Annotated in this window: 10 protein-coding genes; 8 read left to right on the forward strand and 2 right to left on the reverse strand. The window is 68.4% G+C overall.

Features of this window, described 5'->3' with window-relative positions:
* Positions 1-90 precede the first annotated feature (90 nt).
* Together AC0HI0_RS03090 and AC0HI0_RS03095 are read right to left on the reverse strand one after the other, a co-directional pair.
* Positions 91-420, reverse strand: a complete 330-nt coding sequence (locus AC0HI0_RS03090) for an integrase (protein WP_480930705.1) — start codon at positions 418-420, stop codon at positions 91-93.
* Between the two features lie 55 nt (positions 421-475).
* Positions 476-778 (reverse strand): hypothetical protein, encoded by a 303-nt coding sequence (locus AC0HI0_RS03095; RefSeq protein WP_480930706.1) that lies wholly within the window; start codon positions 776-778, stop codon positions 476-478.
* Positions 779-881: 103 nt separating this feature from the next.
* Here AC0HI0_RS03095 and AC0HI0_RS03100 point away from each other — a divergent pair, with 103 nt between their 5' ends.
* From AC0HI0_RS03100 to AC0HI0_RS03135, 8 genes are all read left to right on the forward strand, one after another.
* Positions 882-4,097, forward strand: a complete 3,216-nt coding sequence (locus AC0HI0_RS03100; RefSeq protein WP_480930707.1) for a hypothetical protein — start codon at positions 882-884, stop codon at positions 4,095-4,097.
* A gap of 214 nt (positions 4,098-4,311) precedes the next feature.
* Positions 4,312-4,959 carry an ApeA N-terminal domain 1-containing protein gene (locus AC0HI0_RS03105; protein ID WP_480930708.1) on the forward strand — a complete coding sequence of 216 codons (648 nt, stop codon included), beginning with the start codon at positions 4,312-4,314 and terminating at the stop codon, positions 4,957-4,959.
* Positions 4,950-5,717, forward strand: coding sequence for a tetratricopeptide repeat protein (locus tag AC0HI0_RS03110; protein WP_480934242.1), 768 nt, complete (start codon positions 4,950-4,952; stop codon positions 5,715-5,717). The genes AC0HI0_RS03105 and AC0HI0_RS03110 overlap by 10 nt, the downstream gene beginning before the upstream one ends.
* Positions 5,718-6,458: 741 nt before the next feature.
* The gene (locus tag AC0HI0_RS03115) at positions 6,459-6,716 is read left to right on the forward strand and encodes a transposase (RefSeq protein WP_480930709.1); all 258 of its coding nucleotides are present in this window, start codon (positions 6,459-6,461) and stop codon (positions 6,714-6,716) included.
* 687 nt (positions 6,717-7,403) lie between these two features.
* Positions 7,404-7,799, forward strand: coding sequence for a hypothetical protein (locus AC0HI0_RS03120; RefSeq protein ID WP_480930710.1), 396 nt, complete (start codon positions 7,404-7,406; stop codon positions 7,797-7,799).
* Between the two features lie 385 nt (positions 7,800-8,184).
* Complete coding sequence (locus AC0HI0_RS03125) at positions 8,185-9,324, forward strand: PrsW family intramembrane metalloprotease (protein ID WP_480934243.1); 1,140 nt, start codon at positions 8,185-8,187, stop codon at positions 9,322-9,324.
* A gap of 1,558 nt (positions 9,325-10,882) precedes the next feature.
* Positions 10,883-20,932 carry a polymorphic toxin-type HINT domain-containing protein gene (locus AC0HI0_RS03130; protein ID WP_480930711.1) on the forward strand — a complete coding sequence of 3,350 codons (10,050 nt, stop codon included), beginning with the start codon at positions 10,883-10,885 and terminating at the stop codon, positions 20,930-20,932.
* An 11-nt stretch (positions 20,933-20,943) separates the two neighbouring features.
* A complete protein-coding gene (locus AC0HI0_RS03135) occupies positions 20,944-21,375 on the forward strand; it encodes a hypothetical protein (protein ID WP_480930712.1) in 432 nt (143 codons plus the stop codon).
* Positions 21,376-23,455 lie beyond the last annotated feature (2,080 nt).

The following is a 23,455-nucleotide window of genomic DNA, read 5'->3' on the forward strand; positions in this document are numbered from 1 at the left end:
TTGCAGCGGCTACCCGGTGGCCGAGCTTGAGCAGCTCGCCCTGGATCCGACGGTAGCCCCACCCGGCGTTCTCCCGGGCCATCCGCGCGATCAACGCCACAACCGTGTCGTCGATCGGAGGTGGCCGGTGCGGCTCGGGTACGTCGACTTCTTCGCGACCAGACGCCGGTGCCATCGCAGGAGCGTCCCCGGTGTCACCAACCGGTGTTGCCGTAACCAGCCGGGTAAGCGTCGGGCCAACGCGGCGAGCATCGCGCGATCGGCCCAGTCCAACCGCGGGCGAGGGTTGGTTCGGCGCAGCACGGCGACTTCGTGCCGCAGCACCAGCAACTCCACGTCCTTGGCCGCCGATGACCGGCCGAGCAGAACCAACCAGCCGACGACCCGGACGAAGACCAGGTACAGCAGTCGTAGCACCACGCCTCACGAGCGTGCTCCTACCGCTCGTGAGGCGCGATCACCGCAGCTCAGCGCCTCAACGCAGAGTTCTGAAACCCCACACGTCCAGGCCCTGGTGGTACGGACGGCTTCCCGCTATAGGTCGGTGACGTCGAACGCTGCCCAGGTCGACGACAACCTCGTCGTTCGTCCCTTCTTGCTCGACATCACCCGCCACGTCCACCTCCAGCGTCGTGACGTCCCCGATCGTGCTGCGGCCCGCGAGATCGTCGGGGCCGGTACGCAGCAGGTCCTGCCAGTGCGTCGGCGGGCTTGGAACCAGGGACGGACAATGCTGCGGACGTCGCGGATCCTTTTCCTCGCCGAGGACCTCGTTCATCTCACGCCCATTACCGCGTGCCGGACATCGTGTGTCCAGGCGGGGTTCGAGCCTCACCCACACGCCGCTGTCAGGGGCCAGGGAGCGGCGGGATGATCGGTGGGTGAGGTGGACCAACAACAAGGTATCGGGTCGGGTCGACGGTTCGGTGGTGCAGGTCGGCGTGATGCTGGGCGACGTCCACGTGGACGCGGCAGGTCCCGTGCGTTCGGCCTACTCGTCCCAGGTACGCGCACTGGCGCCGGACATCCTGGAAGGCAGGGAGAAGGAGTTGGCCGTCCTGTCGGCGTTCTGCACATCGGCGTCGACGGTGGAGGGCTACCTGTGGTGGCAGGCGGAGGCGTGGTCGGGCAAGTCCGCGCTGCTGTCGTGGTTCGTCATGCACCCCCCGCCTGGGGTACGCCTCGTGTCGTTCTTCGTCACCTCCCGGCTACCCGGCCAGAACGACCGACGCGGTTTCGTGGACAACGTCCTGGACCAACTCCACGACATCGCAGGCGAACGTCCTCGCTCCGACCTCACCGACACCACTCGCGAGCCTCATCTCCGGCGGCTGCTCGTCGATGTGTCAGAGCGGGTCCAACGGCGGGGTGAGCACTTCGCGTTGGTGGTCGACGGTCTGGATGAGGACCGCGGGGTCGACGGCTCACCCGATGCCCACAGCATCGCCGCGCTGCTTCCACGCGGCGGCGTCCGGGTGATCGTGGCCGGGCGGCCCGACCCTGACCTCCCGGATGACGTCCCGCCCGAGCACCCGCTGCGCACGTCCGCGCACGTGGAATACCTGTCCGCCTCACCGAAAGCCGGCGCCGTGCGCGACGTGATGACCAGGGACCTCAAACGACTCCTGCACGGCAGCCGGGTCCAGCAGGACCTGCTCGGGTTCGTCACCGCGGCCGGTGGCGGCCTGTCCGCGCGCGACCTCGCGGAACTGACCGGCACGTCGCCGTGGCAGGTCGAGGACGACCTGCGCACCACGGCCGGGCGCAGTTTCTCCCGCCGTCCCGGCGACCCCCCGGTCTACATCCTGGCCCACGAACAGCTCCACGCTCTGGCGTCGGAGATGCTCGGCTCCCGGCTGCGCTTCTACCACGAGCGGCTCCACACGTGGGCCGACGCCTACCGTGCGCGCGGGTGGCCTTCGGACACACCGCGCTATCTGCTGCGGGGCTACGCCTCCACGCTGATCGCGATCGGCGACCTGCCCCGCCTCCTCGATCACATCACCGACACCCGCAGACATGAAATCGCGTACTCGGCGTTCGGCCACCACCATGGCTCCGTGGGCGAGATCGAGGCGGCACAGTCGGTGTTCCTCGGAGAGGACGACCCGGACCTCACCGCGCTGGCCAGGCTCGCCGTCCACCGCACGAGCCTGCAGGAAAGCGGGGACTGGATACCGACCTCGCTGCCGCAGGTGTGGGCCATGGCCGGCCGCGTCGAGCACGCCGAATCCCTCATCGTGATGATGAGCGATCCCGTCTCGCGTGCCCGTGCGCTCATGGCGACGGCACACGAGCTGCATCGTGACGGCCACACGCGACGAGCGTCGCAACTCCTCGACAAGGCCGAAGCGATGGTCCGGGCCGTCAATCAGTACTGGGGTGAATGGCTGCACCGCGAACTCGCCGATGTGGCCACGCGGATCGGCGACCACGACAGGACACGACGTGTGGTAGATGACGTCCAGCGTGCATCGTCCAAGGCCCGGGTGTACGCCTCGATGGCACTGACAGCCCTGGCCGTCTCGGACCGTGAGCAGGCCGAGCAGTGGTACCGCGACGCCGAGGACGCCTTCGAACACAGACCCGTGGGCCGGAACGTGTTCGGCCACCGCATGGATCACGTGCACGCGATCGTGTTCGCCACGATGGCAGCCGCCGCAGCGGCCTTGGGCCACCCGAGAAGAGCTGCCGAGTTGGCCGGTCTGGTCGCCGATCCCGAACAGGCCTATGAACTCCGGACACGGGGCGATGTGATGGCGGTCGCGGAAATGTTGGCCAATGGCGGGTTCGACGATGCTGCGGTCTCGCTCGCCCGAACTCGCGACAGCGTCGAAGACCGTGAGGACACGCTGCTGCACATCACCGAGGCGATGGCGGAGAGCAGCCGACTGGGCGAGGCGGAGGCGCTCGCCCGGACCGCCGAGGACGCGCAGTACCAGTACGCGCGGCTCGCGGCGGTCGCCGTCACAGCGGGCAGGAACGACGAGCCCGCCCGAGCGAACCGCCTCGTGGCCGAAATCAAGGCCGTCCTCGACGACATCCCCGCCGGCGGCTTCCGCCGGTTCACCGTCATGGCGACCGCAGTGGCTGTCGCGGACGCCGGACACTGCGACAAGGCCGAAGCGATGGTCTTCTCCGAACTGCTGCCATGCGGACACTTCGGAGGAGCCCTGTCGGTGGCCGTGGCGTTCCTGCGTCGCAACGACACCGACCGGGCCTTACGTGTCCTTGAAGCGACCGAGCAGGCCGCGCGCTCGGCGTCACCCGACGTCGACGAACGCAGACTCCTACGATGGATCGACGTCATGACGGACTTCGGAGACGTCGACCGCGCCGAACCGCTGGCCCGTTCACTCCAGGACGCCGAGATACGGGCGGCGGCCTGGGAACGCCTCGCCGAAGGACTCGCCGCCACCGGTGACCTCCACCGCTTCGTCGACGCGTTGGATCGGATCACACCACCATCACTACAGCGACGCCCGCGCCTGGAGATGATCCGCGTGCTCCTGGCGCGCGGAGACGACGACCAGGCCGCCGGACTCGCACGATCGGCCACGGTCACGACGCACCGCGCGGCGGCGCTCACTTTCGTCGCGGAGAGAACCCGCAGCAAGAACCTGCTCGACGAGACGATCGGCCTAGCTACGGGCACGGACGACATCGAAGAACAGGCGGCGATACTGCTCCCCGCACTCCGCACCGCCGCCAACATGGCCGACCAGGCCACAGCCGAGCACCTCCTGCGACGACTGAACGCCATCCGGAAGCAGCCCTCCGATCAACCGGACCGCACCACCCGGTACGCCGTGTCGGTGCCCCACCTACCCGATCGCATGGGTACCCTGACCGAGATTGCGGAGAGGGTCGAACGCTTCTTCGATCCCGACAGAAGCAATGAGCAGACGCCAGTAACTCGCACCGGCGCACCTCCGCTATGGGCCGGATCCTCACCTCTCCCGTTCCGGAAACAACTCGCCAGGGCGCTCACCATAGGAAACTGGCTCGACATCGTCGATCGAGTAGTCGAGGTCGAACCGAACGCCTATCCCGCCATCATCGGCGAACTGGATCGACTTCACCAGCGTGAACTTTGATCCTGTCGCCTGCATCCGGAGGAATCCAGCCGCTGGCGTCGCAAGCGACTGGACAACCGAGAGCGACTGTTCGTGCGACTAAGCAACGGGACGCCCCGTAGCCAGTGGCAAGTTCACGACATCGAGTGACCGGTACCGTTGCTCCGTGGTCCTCCCTGACGCGACGCCGTCGAGATGGCCGCCATCCGCAGCTGGCGCTGCTACACAGGTGCGCATGGCCCTGCCCGAGGTAAATCAGCCGTTCAGCACGACCGGTCTGTTCTGGAAGCCCGGAGACGAAGACAACCGCGTCCCCGGCCGGCTCCACCGCACTGAGGACGGCATCCGCATCCAGCTGTTCACCGACCTGCGCCCCGGCCCGACCTACGAGCCGCTCGACCTCGACAACCCGACCGCCGGATATGAGGAGATCCCCTCACCACACCAGGACGAGCCGCTCACCCTGCGCGGCCGCGTCCTCGACGGCGGCAGCATCACCGCCTGCGACTGCACGACCGTCCACACCACGGAGAACTGGTCGGACCCGGTCGTGGCGCAGTACGTGCTCGAACCGCGCCACATTCTCTTCGGCGGACACACCACGGGCATCGACCAGGACTTCACCGGCGTCCGGATCCGCACCACCGACACCGACGAGTGGACACACCTGTCAGGCTTCTCCCACGGCACCACCGACGACGGCACCCGCCACATCAGCCTGCACCTGGGCAAGACCGACACCGTCCCACTGGCCGAGGGCGCGGAACTGACCCTCTCCCAAGCCGCCCGCCTCACCGGCCCGACCGTGAGCGGCGGGGTGCGCGCAACACCCTCGCCGTCGCCCACCAGACAGCAGGCGTCCCCGACCGGGCGATCCCGCTGATCGAAGCGAGCCTGGCCCACCTGGAGCGCACCTCGGGCAGCGACCACCCGGACACGCTGGCCGCGCGGAACAACCTGGCGACCGCCTACACGGCGGTGGGCGACGCCGACCGGGCGGTCCCGCTCGCGCACGCGGCCTTCGCCGGTCGGGAACGGGTACTGGGTCCGGATCACCCGGACACACTCACCTCCAGGAACAACCTCGCCCTCGCATACGACTCTGCAGGTGACCGGCACCGCGCCCTGTCGCTGTTCGAGGCGACCTTGACCGATCGGGAACGGGTGTTGGGCCCGGAACACCCCCACACGCTGAACTCGCAGGCCAACCTGGCCTACCTCTACCGTTCCCTTGGCGACCCGGAGCGGGCGATCCCGATGTTCGAGGCGGTCCACGCCACCCGGGAACGGGTGTTGGGCCCGGATCACCCGGACACCCTCCTGTCGCTGAACAACCTTGCCGCCACCTGCGAGACGCAGGGCGACTGGGAGCGGGCGATTCCGCTGTTCGCTGCGGCGCTCGCCGGCCAGGAGCGGACGCCGGGCCCCGGCCACCCCGACACCGTCGTGTCGCGGCACAACCTGGCCTACGCACACCACCGCGTCGGTGACCGCGACAGCGCGATCCGACTGTACGAAGCAGCCCTGACCCACAGCAGACAGGTACTCGGAGACGACCACCCCACAGCCCGGTTGATCGCCTCGAACCTGAACCAGGCGAAGACCGAACGACGCGCCAGCGCGGCCCAGGGTTCCCGGTAGTCGCCCACCCCGGCCTCAGTCCACAAAGGACATCTGCCGGGGCCCTCCGCCGTTCAGGCGATCCCCGGATGACCTATGCACCCCGCTTTACCGGCAGAGCACCGTCGTCGGACAGGCCGTAAGACGCAGCCAAATGGGTCGCTGGACGCGCCGGGGCGCCCGGCGAGGACCCCGGGGCCCTGTAGCCGTCTGACCATGGGTGGTTCGTCGGCGTCTGCGGCGGCGGACTTGACGACCGGCGGGCGACGACCACCGTGCGGGTGATACCGACATCCTCGCCTGGTTCACGCGGTACGGCCGGCTGGTGTGACGGGTCGGCGAGTGTGCGGATGCCACGATACCCCCGATTGCTCGAAGGAATGCCTCAGTGCTCGGTACAGACCGCTGCGGACCGCAACCTGATGCGAGTTGGTTCGGCGACGATCGCCGAGCCCTTCAACATCAACCACGACGATCGTGCGGATGCACGGCCAGACCTGGCCGACCCGGCTGTGGGACTCTGCTCGCCTTCGCCGGGTCGATAGAATCCCACATGCCAGCAACCTTCCTCGCTGTGGTCCGTGGCAAAGGTAATGCTCCGATGGCGCTACCGAACCAGGGGCCACCAGATCGCCCGTCCGTGCAGACCTCGCCTTCGGGCGGATTCACCCGAACAGCGGCTGGCATGGCTTCCGTTGCAGTCCGAGGAGATCGGGCGGGCGGTGACGACCTGCGGCCGGGCTGCGCGGTCCAGGCAATGCGGTGAGTACCGCGCGATCCCGCCTGGCGCACGTGCCGGCTGGTCTTCCGATCGCGGTGCTGGTGCGGATGCGCTCCGATCGGGTTCTGCATCGCCCGGTCCCACCACGGCCGACGGGCACGATGGGCAGGCATCGCCGCCACGGCGGCGAGTTCGCCTTCGGCGACCCGATGACCTGGGGCGAGCCGGAGGTCACATTGGGGCGGACATGTCGAGGCAGACGCCCTCGACGATCACGGACAACGTGGTCGAGGGCATGAGTCGAGTGGCGGAACCGGCCACTCGACTCATCGGCATCACCGCCACGTCTAGGCAGGCTCCGAACCCTCCCGCTGGAGTGGGTGGGCCCCTCGGGTGAAACCGTCCTGAAGGTTCTCTGCGGCGATTCGCTTCGAAGGCGCCCCCGAACTACCGGAAGGCGTGCGCGCCAGGATCGGCGTGGTTCGCCGCCCGGACTCCCGAAAGCCCGCCGAGCTCGACGTGGCCGAAAAGGGTTTGCGCGGCATCGGGGAATTCTCGAACGGTTCGTGTCGCCTGTGCCTCTGGCAAGAGTCGGCTCATTCTGACCGCGCGGCCCGTCGAGTCCGAATGCACAGGCCGAGAGCAGAGCGGTCACCGGCCCCTTGCCGCGCTGCTGGCGTCATGGTCGCAGCGGGTGTCTGCGGAAGCTCAGGCGCCAGAGTCGGCGGTCTTGCCTGCGACCCGCTGGGGCGCAGGCTGGGCTGTGGAACCTACGCGGCGACACCCACCGGCTGAATTCCCGCTGCGCCACTCGATCGGCGCGATCCGGTGAGAGAGGCCCGCTCGACAACGCCCTGGTGAGGCGACTGATTCAACGCGGGACTCCGGCGGTTGTGGGTGCGTGACGCGAGGCTCCTTGGCAGACAGAGCGTCACATTGACTGGGCCGGTGGTGACGGTTTGTAGTCGATAGGAGACACTGTGTGGATGGACCCGGTGTCAGCGGCCGACTGGAACCTCGCCTTGTGGGGAGCAACCGGCGCGACAGCGAATCTCGGCGTGGTCTTCTTGGAAGCGTCACGGCGTGTGAAGGGCTGGCCGTGGACTCGGCCGCACGGCCCTGGGGGCGGAGTGTACGCAGTGAGTGTCACGGTGCAGTTGGGCATAGCCGCCGCTACCACTGCGGCGGTCAGCACAGCGGGGATCGCGGAGAGCGGCCTGGTCGCGTTCGGGTTGGGTGCAGCGGCCCCCGTGGTGATCAAAAAGCTTTCTCGGTACGTGCAAAGTCTGGTGCCGTCGACCGACGAGGAGCGGGACGAACCGTCAGAGGTCACCGACGGTGAGGTTCCGACTGCCGGAGGGGGTGACGGAGATCGGAAGTGACGGTGCCTTCCGAAGGTTGTTGGCCGCGTTCGCAGGGGCGACACCGGCCTTCTCCAGACCTCAGCGCCCCGTTCCGGAGAGCCGGGCGGGCCGACTGCTGGCTGCGTTCGCGGGATCGACACCGGCTTTCGGCAGGTCCGGTGAAGGAAGTCGTGGTGTGACCGCTGAACAGCTAGTCGAACGTGGCGGTTCGGTGTCCGGGCCGGAGAGCCTGCCCGAACAGAACGCGGGCGTGCGGGCGCAGTCTCGTTCAGAGCCGAAGCCCACGGCCGGAGGAACTGGGAGCGACCAACTTGATCCCCCCTCCGACAGCAGAGAAGTCAGAAGGCCGAAGAGTGACCCCTCGTCCGCCCGCAAGCGCTTCGCGCGGCGCCGTTGGCCTGTTCTGGCCCCGGTGGTCGGCCTGATCGCGCTGGGCGCGTCCGGCCTGATCCTGCTCGGCCTGGGCACCAGCAAGATCGGCGTCGGTCCGATCCTGGTCGGCGCGATCGCCGCCCTGGTGCCCGTGGCCGCGGTGCTCGGCGCGTTCCTCTGGGTGGACCGGTGGGAACCGGAGCCCGCGAAGATCCTGCTGCTGGCCTTCGCCTGGGGCGCGTGCGGCGCGACCATCACGTCGCTGGTGTTCAACCAGACCGCGCACGTCCTGGGCGAGCTGATCAACAACGGCGACGGGACGACGTTCGCGGCCGTCGTGGGCGCGCCGATCGTGGAGGAGGCGACCAAGGCGGCGTTCGTGGTCGTGCTGTTCCTGCGCCGGCGCGAGGAGTTCGACGGCGTGGTGGACGGCATCGTCTACGCGGGCATCACCGCCGCCGGCTTCGCGTACACGGAGAACATCTACTACTTCGCGCGGGTGTTCGTGGACAGCGGCTTCGGCGACATGTCCAGCGGGGTGGTGGCGCTGTTCGTGCTGCGCGGCGTGCTCTCGCCGTTCGCGCACCCGCTGTTCACCGCGATGACCGGCATCGGGATCGGTGTCGCGGCGAGAAGCAGGGCCAAGAGGGTGAAGGTCATCGCGCCGGTTTTCGGCTACCTCGGTGCGGCCGGGCTGCACTCGCTGTGGAACTTCTCCGCGATGGTGGGCGACGGGTCGACGTTCATCAACCTGTACTTCCTGATCATGGTGCCGATCTTCGCGGGCATGGTGTGGCTGGTGATCTGGCGTCGCCGCCGGGAGCGGCGCATCGTCGCTGAGCAACTGCCTGGAATGGCCGAGAAACGCTGGATTGCGGCCGGAGAGGTCACTCTGCTGACTGCACTTCAGGGTCGGTGGCGTTGGCGGCGGATCATGCGTAAGCGAGTGGGCTGGACCGCCACCAAGGCCATTGTCGACTACCAGATGGCGGCGACCGAACTGGCGTTCCTACAGCACCGGATGGCTCAGGGCACAGTTGCCTCCGGGGCTGACGAACGCCATGCGGTGCTGTTGGATTCGCTCGTCGCCGCACGTCAAGCTGCTCTGAACGCGCCGGGCGCGCTCAGAGCAGCGGCGCGGTATGGCTCCGCTGTCCCGGCGGGGCGATGACCGTCGAGGGGCAAAGATGAGCCCTACGTGAAAAGTGGTCAGGAGACGGCCGTCCAGCGCACGCCGCATGGCTCTCGGCGGCGATCCGCTCCGACGGGCATCGACTATCAGAGGTATGCCGCACAGGATCGGCGTGGATCGCAGCCTTGCTCCCGCAGTGCTGGCACCACAGTGGCCGAATACAAGTGTCGAGAAACGGCTGCCGCGCCGCTCGCGCCCACGTCGGGCGAGACCGAACGAGTCCCATGGGTGTGGTCGGTGCCGAGATGATCTCCGCCACGGTGCCGCCGGTCCGGCGCTGCGCGACCGTCGTAGCTGGCCCGTCGGGGCTATCGCGGACACTGCGTAAACCTGTCCCGGACTGAGCGTCGGCTTGGCTTGGACCAGGCCGACCGGCCCCATTGAGATCCCCACTGATGTGGGTGAGGCGTGAACGTACTCTGGGCGTGGCGCACAGGCATCCGTGCGGACGGTTCCGGCCGGGGCAACAACTGCGTTGAGACTACCGGAGCCGCTCGTCCGAACGTGGACGTGGAGGGACAGCACGAACCCGCCTGCCGGACGGCTGCCGATTCCGGGCGCGTCCTTCGAAGCGTCCTCACCATGATCCTGGCGGACCGGATCGACGGCTGACCGCGCGGAACACACAGAACGCCGTGGCGACGCTACCGGCCGGGGCGCTCGTCATCCCCGGGTGCTCGCCCTCGGACACCATACCCAGGAGGAGGTGGAATCAGCAGCCCGCGTGGTCGAGACCGCAGAGGCCGCCGACTCGGCTGGCGGACCCGCAGCATCGACGAGACGGCATGTTCCGGTGTAGTTCGGTCGCGGTCCGGGTCGTCCTGCGTGGCCAGGATGGGTGATCAGGTTGTGCTCTGGCCGTCAGTGGTCGGCCGGGTTGGTGGTCGTGTCGTTCATGTCACCTGTTTGGTCTATCGGTGTTTGCGCTGTCAACGGGTGAAGATTTGTCGCGTTTAGTCGGAGGCTCGCGGGGGCGCCACGTTCGTGTTGGGGGTTGGTCGTGGCGTGGGTGCGAATTTCGGCGGGGGCGCGGTTCGGTCGTTGGTTGTTCTGGTGCCGGCGGCGTTGTCGGCGTCCGGGGTTGGTGGCTGGCGTGGAGTGTGGTCGGTAGGACCCCTCGGAGGCCGGCGGGCTCCGCGTCCGGGTCGTTTCATGAGGCGTCGTCGGATGGGACGGCCGTCGAGTGAGAGGGCGGAGTGCCGGCCGATCCCGATGGTCCGTGGCGCGATGCTCGCCTTCCCGGTTCGGGTCTGATGTCTCGCGTCGAGCGGGAATGACGGAGTGGATGGGGCGAGCGACGATTTCGCCCAGCCGTGTTTGACCCGGTGATGGCGCGGGCGTCCGTGGTCGGAGTGCGGTGAGGGCGCCCAGGTGTTTCCCGCCCTTGTCCTGGGTTGTGGCGGTGTGTGCGCAGTCGGACGGAGTGTCGTGCCGGCGTTGTCGAGTTTATCCGGATTCGTCCGTGTGGCTGTCGCGCGGTCGGGCGTGGCAGTCGGTGGTGTGCTGGAGGGGCGTCGTGCGGAGACGGTCGCGGTCGGTGCGGGTTCGGGTGCGTGTGGGGCTTGTCGGTCTGGCGGCGTTGTTGGCGCTGGCGGGGTTGCCGGTGTGGCCGTCGGCGGGTGTGGCGTACCCGTCGTTGCCCGCCGGGGCGTCGACGGCGGCTCCGGTGCAGGAGGCGGGGTCGGCTTCCGGGCGCGCACACGATGTTCCGGCCTCGGCCACGACCGAGCTTCCTCCCGGAGGCCCGCAGTGGCGCGACGACCGGCCGGAGGTGGTCGGCGACCAGGTCGGTTTGAGGGAGCCGGGGATTCCCGGTGCCGAGGTCTCGGGGTCGACCGAGGTCGAGGTGGCCGCGCCCGCGGTGCCGGTGGGGTTCGATCCGCTGCGGTCGTACGAGGACGTGTCGAAGCGGACGGCGGAGTCGACGGAGTTCGTGAACCCCGATGGGACGCGGACGTTGCGCACGTTCGGCGGGAAGCGGTTCAAGCCCGCAGTGGACGGGTCGTTGCGCGCGGTGGAGACGACTCTGGAACGGGGCGTGGACGGTCGGGTGCGGCCGCGGAACGCCGGGGCGGTGTCGATCGCCGGTAGCGGTGACGACCCTTCGTTGGTTTCGGTGGATCTCGGTGGTGGCGCGACGGCGTCGTTCGAGTTGGACGAGGGCGCCGCGGTGGGGGTCGACGCGCCGGAGCTGAAGGTTCCGCGCGCGGCCTTGGAGCTGCTGCGGACGGTGCCCGGCGGGGACCTCGATGTAGCGGACCTCGGTCTGGGGAAGGCGGTGTTCAAGGGCATTCGGCCGGATGCCGATCTCGAACTGACCACCGCGCTGTGGGGGGTGAAGGAGGACCTGGTCCTGCACTCCGTCGACGCGCCGCAGGTCTGGGACTTCACGTTGCGGCTGACCGGCGGCTTGCGCGCGGAGACGGATCAGACGACCGGCGCGGTGTTGTTGCGGGGGCCGGACGGTGTCGTGAAGGGCGTGATCCCGCCCGGGTTCATGGTCGATTCGAAGATCGACCCGTTGTCCGGCGAGGGTGCGCGGTCGGCCGGGGTGAAGTACGTGCTGTCCGAGCGGGGCGGCGTGACGAAGCTGCGCATCGAGTTGGACTCCGCGTGGCTGAACGATCCGGTGCGGGTGTTCCCGGTGGTGGTCGATCCGTCGATCACCGACAGCGTCGACGCCGACGACACCTATGTGATGACCAACTCTCCGGCCGTCTCCAGTGCGTGGGAGTCGGAGTTGAAGGTCGGCACCTACGACGGCGGCGGCCACGTCGCGGCGTCGTTCCTGCGTTTCACCGACACGATCCACGGGCTGCGCAACCACCAGATCATCGCCGCGAACCTCAACCTGCACGAGATCTACTCCTACTGCTGTCCCGCGCAGGCGCGTCCCATGTGGGTGTTCCCGGTTCGGCAGTATTGGGATTCGAGCCTGGCGTCGTGGCCCGGACCGCAGAGCGACGGCAACGCGATCGCTGGTGTCACCGTGTCCCACGGCAACACCGCGGCATGGGTGTCGATCCCGCTGCCCGCCGACCAGATGACACGGTGGACGCACTGGACGGAGAACTTCTTCGGGTTCCGGCTCGCGGCCGACTACGCGGATTCCTACGGGTGGAAGCGGTTCTCCTCGGCGCAGTCCGCGCAGGCGAACAACGTCCCCTACCTGGACCTCCTCTACTCCGCGGAGGGCGCGTCCTATTCCCTGCCCACGGGGGGCTACACCACGCCTCCCCGATCGGTGGCCGATGGCGTCCTGCCGGTGGACGTGACGAACTGGGGTGTGTCGACCTGGCAGGCCGGTGCTTCGTTCGGGCTGCGGCAGTCGATCTACAACACGGCCGGCGAGGACATGATCGCCAAGCTGGGGCTGGCCAACTACCGCCACTTCCCGGTGCCCGCCACGACCGGCCCTCACAGCTCGGTCCGTATCGAGGTGAAGACACCGAAGTTGCCGCCCGGCAACTACACCCTCGTGTTGGGGATGCAACAAGCAGGTTCGGGCAACTACGAGCCGTTCCACGAGGTTCCGCGATTCCAGGCCGGGATCGTCGTGCCGAACACGGCCCCGACGATCAGGGGCAACCACCCGGCCAACAACGCACAGACCGATTCGCTGAGACCCACGCTGTGGGTCGACTACCTGGACCCCGACGCGTGGCCGGACACCGGCCGCGGGTACCGGTTCGAGCTGTGCGGTGGTGCCCCCGATGCGCCCGTGGGGTGTGTGAACTCCGGATGGCAGGCGTTTGCGACGTGGACGCCGTCGACCAGCCCGCTGACGTGGAGCAAGCCCGGGCACTGGTACGTCACGCTGTCGGACAACAACATCGAGAGCGGGCGCCTCGGACCGATCGGGTTGACCCCGGTCGTTCCCCAGCCGCCGATCGCCTCGAAACTGGTGGGCGCGGCCGACGGCGGTGACGTGCCGGGCCTGAACCCGCAGGCGGGCAACTTCGGCACCAGCGCCGTGGACGTGACAGTGTCCGTCGCCGGACCGCCGCTGGAGATCGGCCGTACCTACAACTCGCAGGACCCGCGCACGACCGGCGCGTTCGGGGCGGGCTGGACCACACCGCTGGACCAGCGGATCACCCCGGACACCGACGGCTCGGGCAACGTGGTCGCCACGTTGGCGACCGGTCTTCAGGTGAGGTTCGGGCGCAACCCCGACGGCACCTTCGCGTCGCCGCCAGGAGTGAGCCTGACACTGGTGAAATCGGTCGACGACTGGACCTTGAGGGACTCCAAGGGGGTCCGGAAGGTCTTCGACCTCGCCGGGCGTCTGGTGAAGGTCCACGACGCCGTGGGCAACACGCAGACGTTGCTGTACAACGGCACCTCGCCACGCGTCGACAAGCTCCGGGACGACGCCTCGGGCCGGCAGCTGCACCTGGCGTGGGCGGGCGCGCACGTGGCGTCGGTGTCGACCGACGCCCCTCAAACCGGCGGCACTGCCTCGACGTGGACCTACACCTACGACGCCGACCGGCTGACGAAGGTCTGCGCGCCCTTGACGACCGAGTCGTGCACGAACTACGAGTACACCGGCACGGCGCACTACCGGTCGGCCGTGTTGGACGACCGCCCCACCGCCTACTGGCCGCTCGGCGAGGCCACCGGTACGACGGCGAACAACCTCTCGGCGCGCACCGCCGGTGAGTGGAACGCGACCTTCCACAACGTGGACCTGGGACGGACGGGAGCGATCACGGGGTCGACCGACCTCGCCATCGCCACCGACGGCGCGCGCACGCCCGCCATGGTCGTGCCGAACGACCTGGTCAGCAAGGACATGTCGTTCTCGCTGGAACTGTGGTTCAAGGCCGAACCGGGCAAGGGCGGCGTGCTGCTGTCCGAGCAGAACACCGATTTCGGAGTGTCTCCCTCAAAGGGCACGCCCTGGCTCTACGTGACCACGGGCGGGAAGCTGCGCGGGAACGCCTACACCACGACCGGCGACGCGCAGATGATCTCGCCGAACCGGGTGGACGACGGCCAGTGGCACCACGTCGTGCTCTCCACCGCCGTCGACATCCACACCCTGTTCCTCGACGGCAACCAGATCGCGCAGGTCACCGGGCGGCCCGTCGACCACCAGGGCGCCTGGAAGGTGCTCGCGGGCGGCGGCTACACCACGTGGTGGCCGGACGCGGCTTCCGGGTACTACCCCTTCACCGGCTCGATGGACGAGATCGCGGTCTACCGGCACGCACTCGGCGCGGACCAGGTCGCCTCGCACTACCGTCTGCGCAACGGGACCCACCGCCTGACGAAGGTGATCGAACCCGGCGGATTCGCCGCGACACAGATCGGCTACGACAGCCAAGGCGGCCGGGTCGCCACCGCGAAGGACCGCAACGGTGCGACCTGGACGATCGGCGCGAGCACCGCGGGAACCGGCGAGACCCGGACCGTCACGGTCAAGTCGGACATCCGAGGCGACATCGCCTACACCTACGACACCGCCAACGGCAACCGGATCACCCAGCGCGTCGACCAGTTCGGCTCCACCAAATGGGAGTACAACGCCGCCGGGTTCATTAACAAGACCACCGACCCGACCGGATCGACGACGACCACCGACACCGACGCGCGCGGCAACGTCGTCCGCACCGCGAAGTTCCTGGGGCAGTGGAGCTACCAGGGCTACGGCTACTACCTCAATCCGAACGACCCGCTGGACCCACGCAACGACACGATGATCTGGCAGACCAACGGCTACAGCTGGGGGACGGCCTCCGGCACCGTCTACGAGACCCGGTACGACATCGACACGGCCGGCCGCGTCACCAAGGTCACCTACCCCAAGCCCCACGGCGTCGACACCAACCCGTCGGAGACCTACGGCTACAGCACAGGCGCCGAACCCGCCGCCGGCGGCGGCCTCATCCCGGCCGGAAAACTGCTGTCCCACACCGATCAGCGCGGAGGAGTGACCGCACACCAATACTGGTCCAGCGGCGACCTCGCCTCCTCGATCGACCCGGTCGGACTACGCCAAGAGCACACCTACGACGCGTTGGGACGGGTCAAGTCCACCACGTCGTCGATGCGCGACGGAAACACCTGGACGCCGCTCGGACAGTCCACGGTCTCCTACAACGGCGTGTCGCTGGTGACCGAGGTCACGTCGCCGCCGACGACCAACGCCGTCACCGCGACCACCCACCAGCGGGTCACCACCTTCACCTACGACCACGCCGGCCGCCGTACCCAGGAAACAACATCCGACGCGGTCGGCGGCGACGCCGCGCGGACCACCAGGTACGCCTACGACCCGGCCGGACGCCTGATCTCGACCACCGCACCGGACCAGACCGTGCGGCGCACCGAATGGGACAGCGCGGGCGACGCGGTCAAGACCATCGACCCCGGCAACCGCGTACTGGAGCACAAGTTCGACGACCGGCACCTGTTGGTGGAGACCACCGCCGCCGGCACCGGCGTCGACCCGCTCGACCCCGCCTCCACCCGACTCGTGGTCGAATCCCGCGCCTACGACCCCCTCGGACGGGTGGGGACGGTCGTCGACGCCCAAGGCCGTGAACGCGCCTTCACCTACCACGCCAACGGGCCGATCAGCACCGAGAACCTGATCCGACGCGACAACACCGGCGCGGTGACCGCCACCAGACAGTTGAGCTCCTACCGCTACGACGGCGCCGGAAACCCCGTCACCGTAACCACCGCAGGTGGACGCACCACCTCGTCGGTCTACGACAGCGCCGGACTGCTCACCGCGCAGACCCTTGACAACAACGGACTCCGACGCACCCGTACCTACACCCGGGACGCCAAGGGCAACCCGGTCACCGTCACCGCCCAGACCGGCATCACGTTCACCTCCCACGAGGACACCACATTCCTCGACCCCGGCTCGCCCAACACCTCCAAGACCGACATCGCCGGCGCGCGGTACGTCGACGACGTCAACTCGTGGGTCTACCGGTTCGCCCTGCCCAGACCCGGTGACAGCGTCAGCGGGCAGAACAACCAGTTCACCGCAGGACAGGTCACGCTGCGGCTGAGCAACCAGTACCTCGTGGAGGCGAGCCCGGACCGCACCACGTGGACCGAACTCGGGCGCGAGCCCCAACGGATCAAGGACAACAAGAACACGGCGGACCGCACATTCGACGTCGGCGCGTTGCTCGGCAGCGGAACGCTCTACATCCGCGTTCGCGACTCGTTCCCCGACGACGGCTGGGGCGGCCGGGTCGAAAGCGCCAGGCTCGCCCTGACCGACAGCACCGCGCCCTCCACCAGGACCACGTTCGAGTACGACGCCGCGGGACGCCAGACCAAGTCGACGACCGACAACCCGGGCGGCACCCCGACCACACTGGTCTTCTCGCAGACCAGGGACCCCCGCGGCCTGGTCACGTCGTCCACCACCCCCTCCGGCGCGACCACCTCTCTCGGCTACGACGCCGCCGGCGCACTGGTCTCCACCACCCTTCCCGCCGCCGACACGTGGGCCGGCGGAGTCCGGACGACCGGCGTGTCGGCGCAAGCCCTGTCTGGGCGCAACACCTTCGGTGAGATCACCGAGCAACGAGACCCGGCAGGCGCGGTCAGCCGAACCGAATACGACGTGATGGGCCGCAAGACCAAGGACGTCACCCCCGACTACGTCCGCCCCTCCGGCCAGACGCTGACCGGGACCTCCACCTACCGCTACGACGAACGTGGCCTGCCGATCGAAACCGTCAACCCGCTCGGCGGCGTCAGCACCACCACCTACAACTTCTACGGTCGCCCCACCACCGCCACCGGCCCGGACCCGGACGGTCCCCAACAGCCGCAGACCCCGCCGGTCACCACGTTCGAGTACGACCGCGTCGGACAGGTGCTCAAGACCACCGACCCGGCCGGCGGCAGCACGTCAGCCACCTACGACCCCCGAGGCAACCAGGCGACCGCGACCCGGTCGGACCGCATCAACGGCCAGACCGTCCACTTCACGACAACCTTCACCCGCAACGACGCCGGCGAGGCGGAAAACACCGCCACGTCGACCGGACTCGTCACCGCACGGACCTACAACACCGCCGGTGAGTTCACGTCCACGACCAGCTCGACCCAGTCACGAACCTGGTCCGACTACGACCACAGCGGGCGCCCACTGACCACCCTGGTCTCCGGTCGCACCGGCACCCGCCTCCACTACGACGCGGCCGGCAGACCTGTCCGCACCACCGACCACACCGGCACCAAGGGCGCGTTCTCCGCCGCGCTGCGTACCACCACACAGTCCTACGACGCCGATGGCCGCCCGGTCGAAACCCTCAGCGCCGAAGGCAGAGTCAGCAGACTCGTCTACGACACCCTCGGTCGGACCGCGTCGATCACCCAACTCGCCGACCCCGCCGCCCCGGCAAGCGCGGCCACCGTCCAACTCGGCTACGACGTGGCCGGTCGCACCACCCGCATGGTCGACGGCAACGGCAACCCCACCATCTACACCTACAACACGTGGGGCCTTCCCGAGTCCACCGTGGAGCCTTCCACCACCGCGCACCCGGCGGTCGGAGACCGTACGTGGACCACGTCCTACGACATCATGGGACGCCCGGTCACACAGACGATGCCCGGCGGGGTCACCGTCGAACGGACCTTCGACGCGCTGGGCCGACTGCTCCAGGAATCCGGCACCGGAGCCGAATCGGCCACCACGACCAAGCAGACCACCTACGACGCCCTCGGCCGCCCGACCACAATCTCCGGCCCCGGCGGCGACACCACCTATACCTGGAACGACCGCTCGCTGATCACCTCCGCCACCGGCGCAGCGGGCAACGCGATGTTCACCTACAACGGTGACGACAGACTGACCAGCCGCACGGACGAAGCCGGCACGACGACGCTCGCCTACAACCCAGTCGGTCAGCTGTCATCCATCGCCGACCCCCTCACCAACCGCACGATCGGCTATGGCTACGACACCGTCGGCCGCCTCATCTCGATCGGCTACGGCACCGGGACAGCGACCCGCACCTTCGACTACGACACCCTCGACCGGCTCAAGACCGACAAACTCCTCAAGCCCGGCGGCACCCTCGCCACCTCCACCGCCTACACCTACGACCGCGACGACCTCACCCTCACCAAGACCGCCACGGGCGTCGCCGGCGAAGGCCTGAACACCTACACCTTCGACGGTCTGGCCAGACTCAGCGGCTGGACACGCCCGGATACCACCCAGGAAACCTACGGCTGGGACAACTCGTCCAACCGGACCACGGTCACCACGCCACAAGGCACCCGCACCACCACCTACGACGCCCGCAACCGCACGCTCTCGACATCCGGCGGCGGGGAACCCATCGTCACCAACACCTACTCTCCACGCGGCACCCTGCTCTCCGTCCAGGACACGACGACCACCGACTACCGGTTCGACGCGTTCGAACGCATGACCCAAGCCTCGCGCGGAGGACAGACCACCACCTACCAGTACGACGCTCTCGACCGCCTGGCCGTACGCAACAGCGCCACGTTCGCCTACGCGGGCCTGGGCAACGATCCGGTCGCCATGCCCAACGGCGCAGCCCGGACCCTCGTCACCCGGGACGCCGCAGGAACACCACTGGCCGACAAGACCGGCACGAACAGCGCCCGAACCCTGCTCACCGACACAGGCCACGACGACGTCACCGCAGCCTTCGACCCCGCGACCGGCGTGCTCGGGACCTCGACCTCGTTCTCCCCGTTCGGAGAGAAGACCGCCACCCAACCCGGTCAGTCGCCCCTGGGATACCAGGGCGGCTACACCGACCCGTTCACCGGCCAGGTCAACGCCCACGCCCGCTGGTACGACCCCGAACAAGGCGCCTTCACCTCCCGTGACACTCTGACCCTGCCTCCCAACCCGGTCGCGCAGGCCAACCGCTACACCTACGCCAACGCCAACCCCGTCACCCACAACGACCCCACCGGCCACTCCATCTGCACCGGCTGGTGGTGCATGATCGACGGTGAGAACGACGCCCCGCGGCGCACGGACCCGCCACCACCGAAGCGAGTGGATCCACCTCCGCCGAACTCGACGTCGTACGGCCGAGGAGTCCCGGGCAGCGGGCAGGGAAGCCCCAAGAGCTTCGGCCGCTCGGGCGGCTACTCCGGGCCGCCCCGCACCACCAGCCCGCCCCCGCCCGTGACCGAACGCAACAACAACACCCCGACCCCACGGCCCGCTCCGCTCCAAGTCCCGGCCGAGACCTACCGCCCGCTGGCGCCCAACAGTCCCGGCATGATCAGACTGTTCACCGACCCCAACGCCCTGCCCCCGGTGCCCATCGCGCTCTACGAGGCGCCACGCGTCGAGTTCGTGCACAGGCCCCTCAAACTCCAGGAGCACTGCGACGCCCTGTGCCAGGTCGGCCGAGGACTCGACCGCGTCGGTGACCTCGCGGCCAACAAGGTCAAGGACACCGTCCGCCTGGGTACCGACGTCGTCCGATGCGCGCCCACCGGAGGATTGAACGTCGACGCCTGCGGACGAGCGGGCGAAGCCCTCCTCGGCACGGCCATCGGCTTCGCCCAGGACCCGCTCGGCGTGATGATCCCCGTCGACATCGGCACCGGCTTCGCCGATGCCTGGAGCCGAGGAGACCAGGGCGCGGCGATCGGCGGAGCCCTGTTCAGCGCCTTCGAAGTCGTCGGACTCCGCGGCCTCGGCAGAATCGCCGGCAAACTCCCGTGGTCCAAGCACTCGCCGGGCTGCGCGCCGAACAGCTTCACCGGGGACACCCCGGTATTGATGGCCGACGGCACGCACAAGCGGATCAGTCAGGTCCACGCCGGTGATGAAGTCACGGCTACCGACCTCGACACCGGGGACACCGGCCCGCACGCGGTCACTGCCACCATTATCGGATCCGGTTTGAAGGACCTCGTCGACATCACAGTCGACACCGATGGCGCCGGAGCCGTGCGGGGTCGGCGAATGACGGCGACCGCCAACCATCTGATCTGGGTCGAAAGCCGTCGAGACTGGGTGGCTGCCGGGCAGCTTCGACCAGGTGACCGTCTTCGTTCCCATGACGGTACCTGGCGCACGGTGCAGGCAGTCGCCATCCGGAGCGGGATTGTCACGGTCTACAACCTGACGATCGCAGGTCCTCACACGTACTTCGTGGTCGCTGGATCTTCCACCGTGCTGGTTCACAACCAGAATGTCGTCGGCGTTCCCTGTACATCCGAGCCTGTGCTCGGGTCGACCATCCCCACCCGGCGGGAAGCGTCGGTGGGAAACGCAAACGGAGTGTCCCGGTACACCGACACGTTCGAAGCGGCAAATCCGGGAACTCGAAGCTCGGTTGTCGTCCATCACGCGATTGAGCAGCAGGTGCTCAACCGGTATCCCGGTCTTTTCTCCGCCGACGAGATCCACTCCATCGAGAACTTGCGGGGAATCCCCAGGGGCGTGGTGAACAACAGAGTGCACCTCAGTGCTATCAGGCTGATGTGGAACGATTTCTATGCCAATAATCCGTCACCGACCCGGCAGGATATCCTGGACGTCGCAACTGCGGTCGACGATCGTCTGGGACAGTGGTTCGTCCCACGCGTACGCTGAAGGGGGGCGCTGTGATCTACTATCGACTGGTGCCGGAAGTGGCCGGAGGGCTCGGCAGTGAGACCGTACTCGACAGTTCGGTTCATCCGCCCGTCGTCACCAGGCTCCACTACGAGGTGGTCGACTGGTTCGGAGACTGCATCGTCCAAACCTTCCCGGTCCACCTTGTTGCGCGGGCGGCTGGTTCTGCACTGCTGGAGGCCGGATTCACCGGATTCCACCTGGCGGATGCGCTGGTGTCGGAAGCGGACATGTTCCGTGAACTGAATCCGGATGGAGTGCTGCCCGACTTCGTCTGGCTGGTCGTCGACGGTGTGGCAGGGGCCGATGATTTTGGACTTGTCCCTCAAGCCCAACTCGTCGTCAGCGAGGCAGTGCTGGAGATGCTGCGAGCCCATGGATTTTCGGCGGGAGGCGCCTCTTTGTGGGACAACGCTGATTGATCGAGTGCGCGGCTCGAGTGGATTCCGCCGTTCAACGGACTTGGGCCAAGGTGAAAGGCGCGAGGTCGCGCAGGCCAGGAACCCTGCCATCGGGGTCCAGTGCCAGTCCGGCCGACTCCTTCCGTCCGCGCGCACGAACTCATGCAAGTCGCCCACCACAAGCAGCGTCTTCGGGTACCGGACACGGACCTGCTTGAGCGGCCGGTCGACGCGCACGACCGCGTCGGCGGCGCGGCGCGCGGCAATGGCTGAGCAGGGAGGACGACCTGCGTGGTCGGCTTGCCGTCGAGCGGCCTGTGCTGGCGCCCGGCCAATGGGAGGCTGGTCTGACGTGGTGATCGTGGTGGTGGGGCGGTGGCTGACCGGCCCCTTTGGGATCCCCACCGACGTGGGTGAGGCGCGAACGTACCCTGGACGTGGCGCACGGGCAGAGGGGCAACAACTGCGTTGAGATCACCGGAGCGGTCGGGCGCGGTGGTCGGTGAGGGCGACGTTGCCGCAGCCTGGGACACGGTGGTCGAGGCCCGAGGTGTCCTCGGCTGCGTCGCGGTGGCACAAGGCGCGGTCTCCGACAGGCTTGTGGCGTTCGTGCCCGGGTACAGGGCGCATGCGGGGCCGGTGTGGGGGAAGGCGTGTTGGCCTGTGGCGATCGTGGTGTCGAGGTGTCGGGCGATCCGTGAGCAGATCTCGACGGTGCGGCCGACCAGTTGGCCGTCGAGGCCGGGGCGGAGTCCGGCGTCGAGGAGGTCGGCGCGGGTGCACAGCAGGGTGAGGACGGTTCCGTCGAACAGGCCGTGGAACGTGGCGTCCGGCGTGACGACCCGGGGGCCGTCCGCGGTGAGCACCAGGGCGGTGCGTCCGTGCGAACCGGCGCACAGGGCGCGCACATGTTCGATCTTCACCATGTCCTTGATCCCATCACATCCTGCGGGTCTGTGGCTGTCGGATTCGCGGTACGCGCCCGACACGCCATGGCGTCCTGCTCGATCGGGCTATGGACCTAGGTGACGACGGTCCACGGTCGTGCGGAGATGGTCGATTCGTCGTGGCGGGCACGGCGTGCCCTGCGTGGTGGGCAGCGGTACCGGGCGGGTCGCTCGATCGGGCGGCGTCCGCTGAGGATCTTGTCGCGGGTGTCGGTGTCGTGTGGGGGCACGGGTGTCCTCCGGTGATAGAGGCGGTCCGGGGTCGGAGTGGTGGCCGTGGGGCGTCGGTGCGTCATGCCGGGCCGGTGGTGGCGATGCGGTCGCGGACCCGGTCGGCCCGCGGCGAGCCGACCGACTCGTAGAACTCCAGGGCGCGGGCGAGCAGCTGCGGGTAGGCGGGGTCACCGGTGGCACGGGGTGACGGCGGCCAGGATCTCGGTCGCGCGGGCCTGCTCGACGGAGTCCGCGCCAATACGGCGCAGTCCGTGCAGGGTCGCGGTCGCCAGCAGCCGGGAGGCGTCGTGCTGCTCAGACCGACCCGGTGGAGGCTGTCCGTCCGGCAGACAGCGGCGTGCCGCGACTGACCGGCACCATCCGATACCTGCTCCACCGGCACCGGCCAGACCTGCGGGGCCGGTGCCGCACCTGCCGTCGTCCCTCGAGGTGTCGCGTGTTGCTGACCACACACGAGCACCTGATCGCCGTCGACCCGCCCGAAACCCCGACCCGGGCGGCTCGACACGCCACCCCGCCGACCGCGCGCACACCCGGCCGGGGGTGCCCAGGCGTCGGGGGACGCCGCACCCGTTCCTCCACCTCCCCGCCCAAAGACCAGAGAAGCCCGGTTCGTCCGGCACGGTCGACCCATCCTCCATGAAGGTCGCAATGCCTTCAGGCGTGGCAGTTCACCGAAGGTTTCGGCGGGAAGACGATGCGGCCATTTCGGATAGTGTTCGATCCCAGCCATCGCCAGCCTGCTGAGTTACCCCGATGATCCTGTTGGCTGAGCTGTCGTAAACGACTACCTCACCGTCCGGGCAGGAGGTTCGTCCCACCGCCCAGCGCGTCCTGCGCGACCACCTGGACCCCGGACCCGACCTCGAGCACCCCGTTGACCAGGTTCTGGCCAGACACCGACCTCGATCTCGCCGGCG

The sequence above is a fragment of the Saccharothrix sp. NBAS 001 genome, from assembly GCF_056640475.1.

What these genes read in the sequence shown, in the direction of transcription:
- AC0HI0_RS03095 (WP_480930706.1), bottom strand. Translation starts at nt 778, where the DNA reads ATGAACGAGGTCCTCGGCGAGGAAAAGGATCCGCGACGTCCGCAGCAT.
- AC0HI0_RS03105 (WP_480930708.1), top strand. Translation starts at nt 4,312, where the DNA reads ATGGCCCTGCCCGAGGTAAATCAGCCGTTCAGCACGACCGGTCTGTTC.
- AC0HI0_RS03120 (WP_480930710.1), top strand. Translation starts at nt 7,404, where the DNA reads ATGGACCCGGTGTCAGCGGCCGACTGGAACCTCGCCTTGTGGGGAGCA.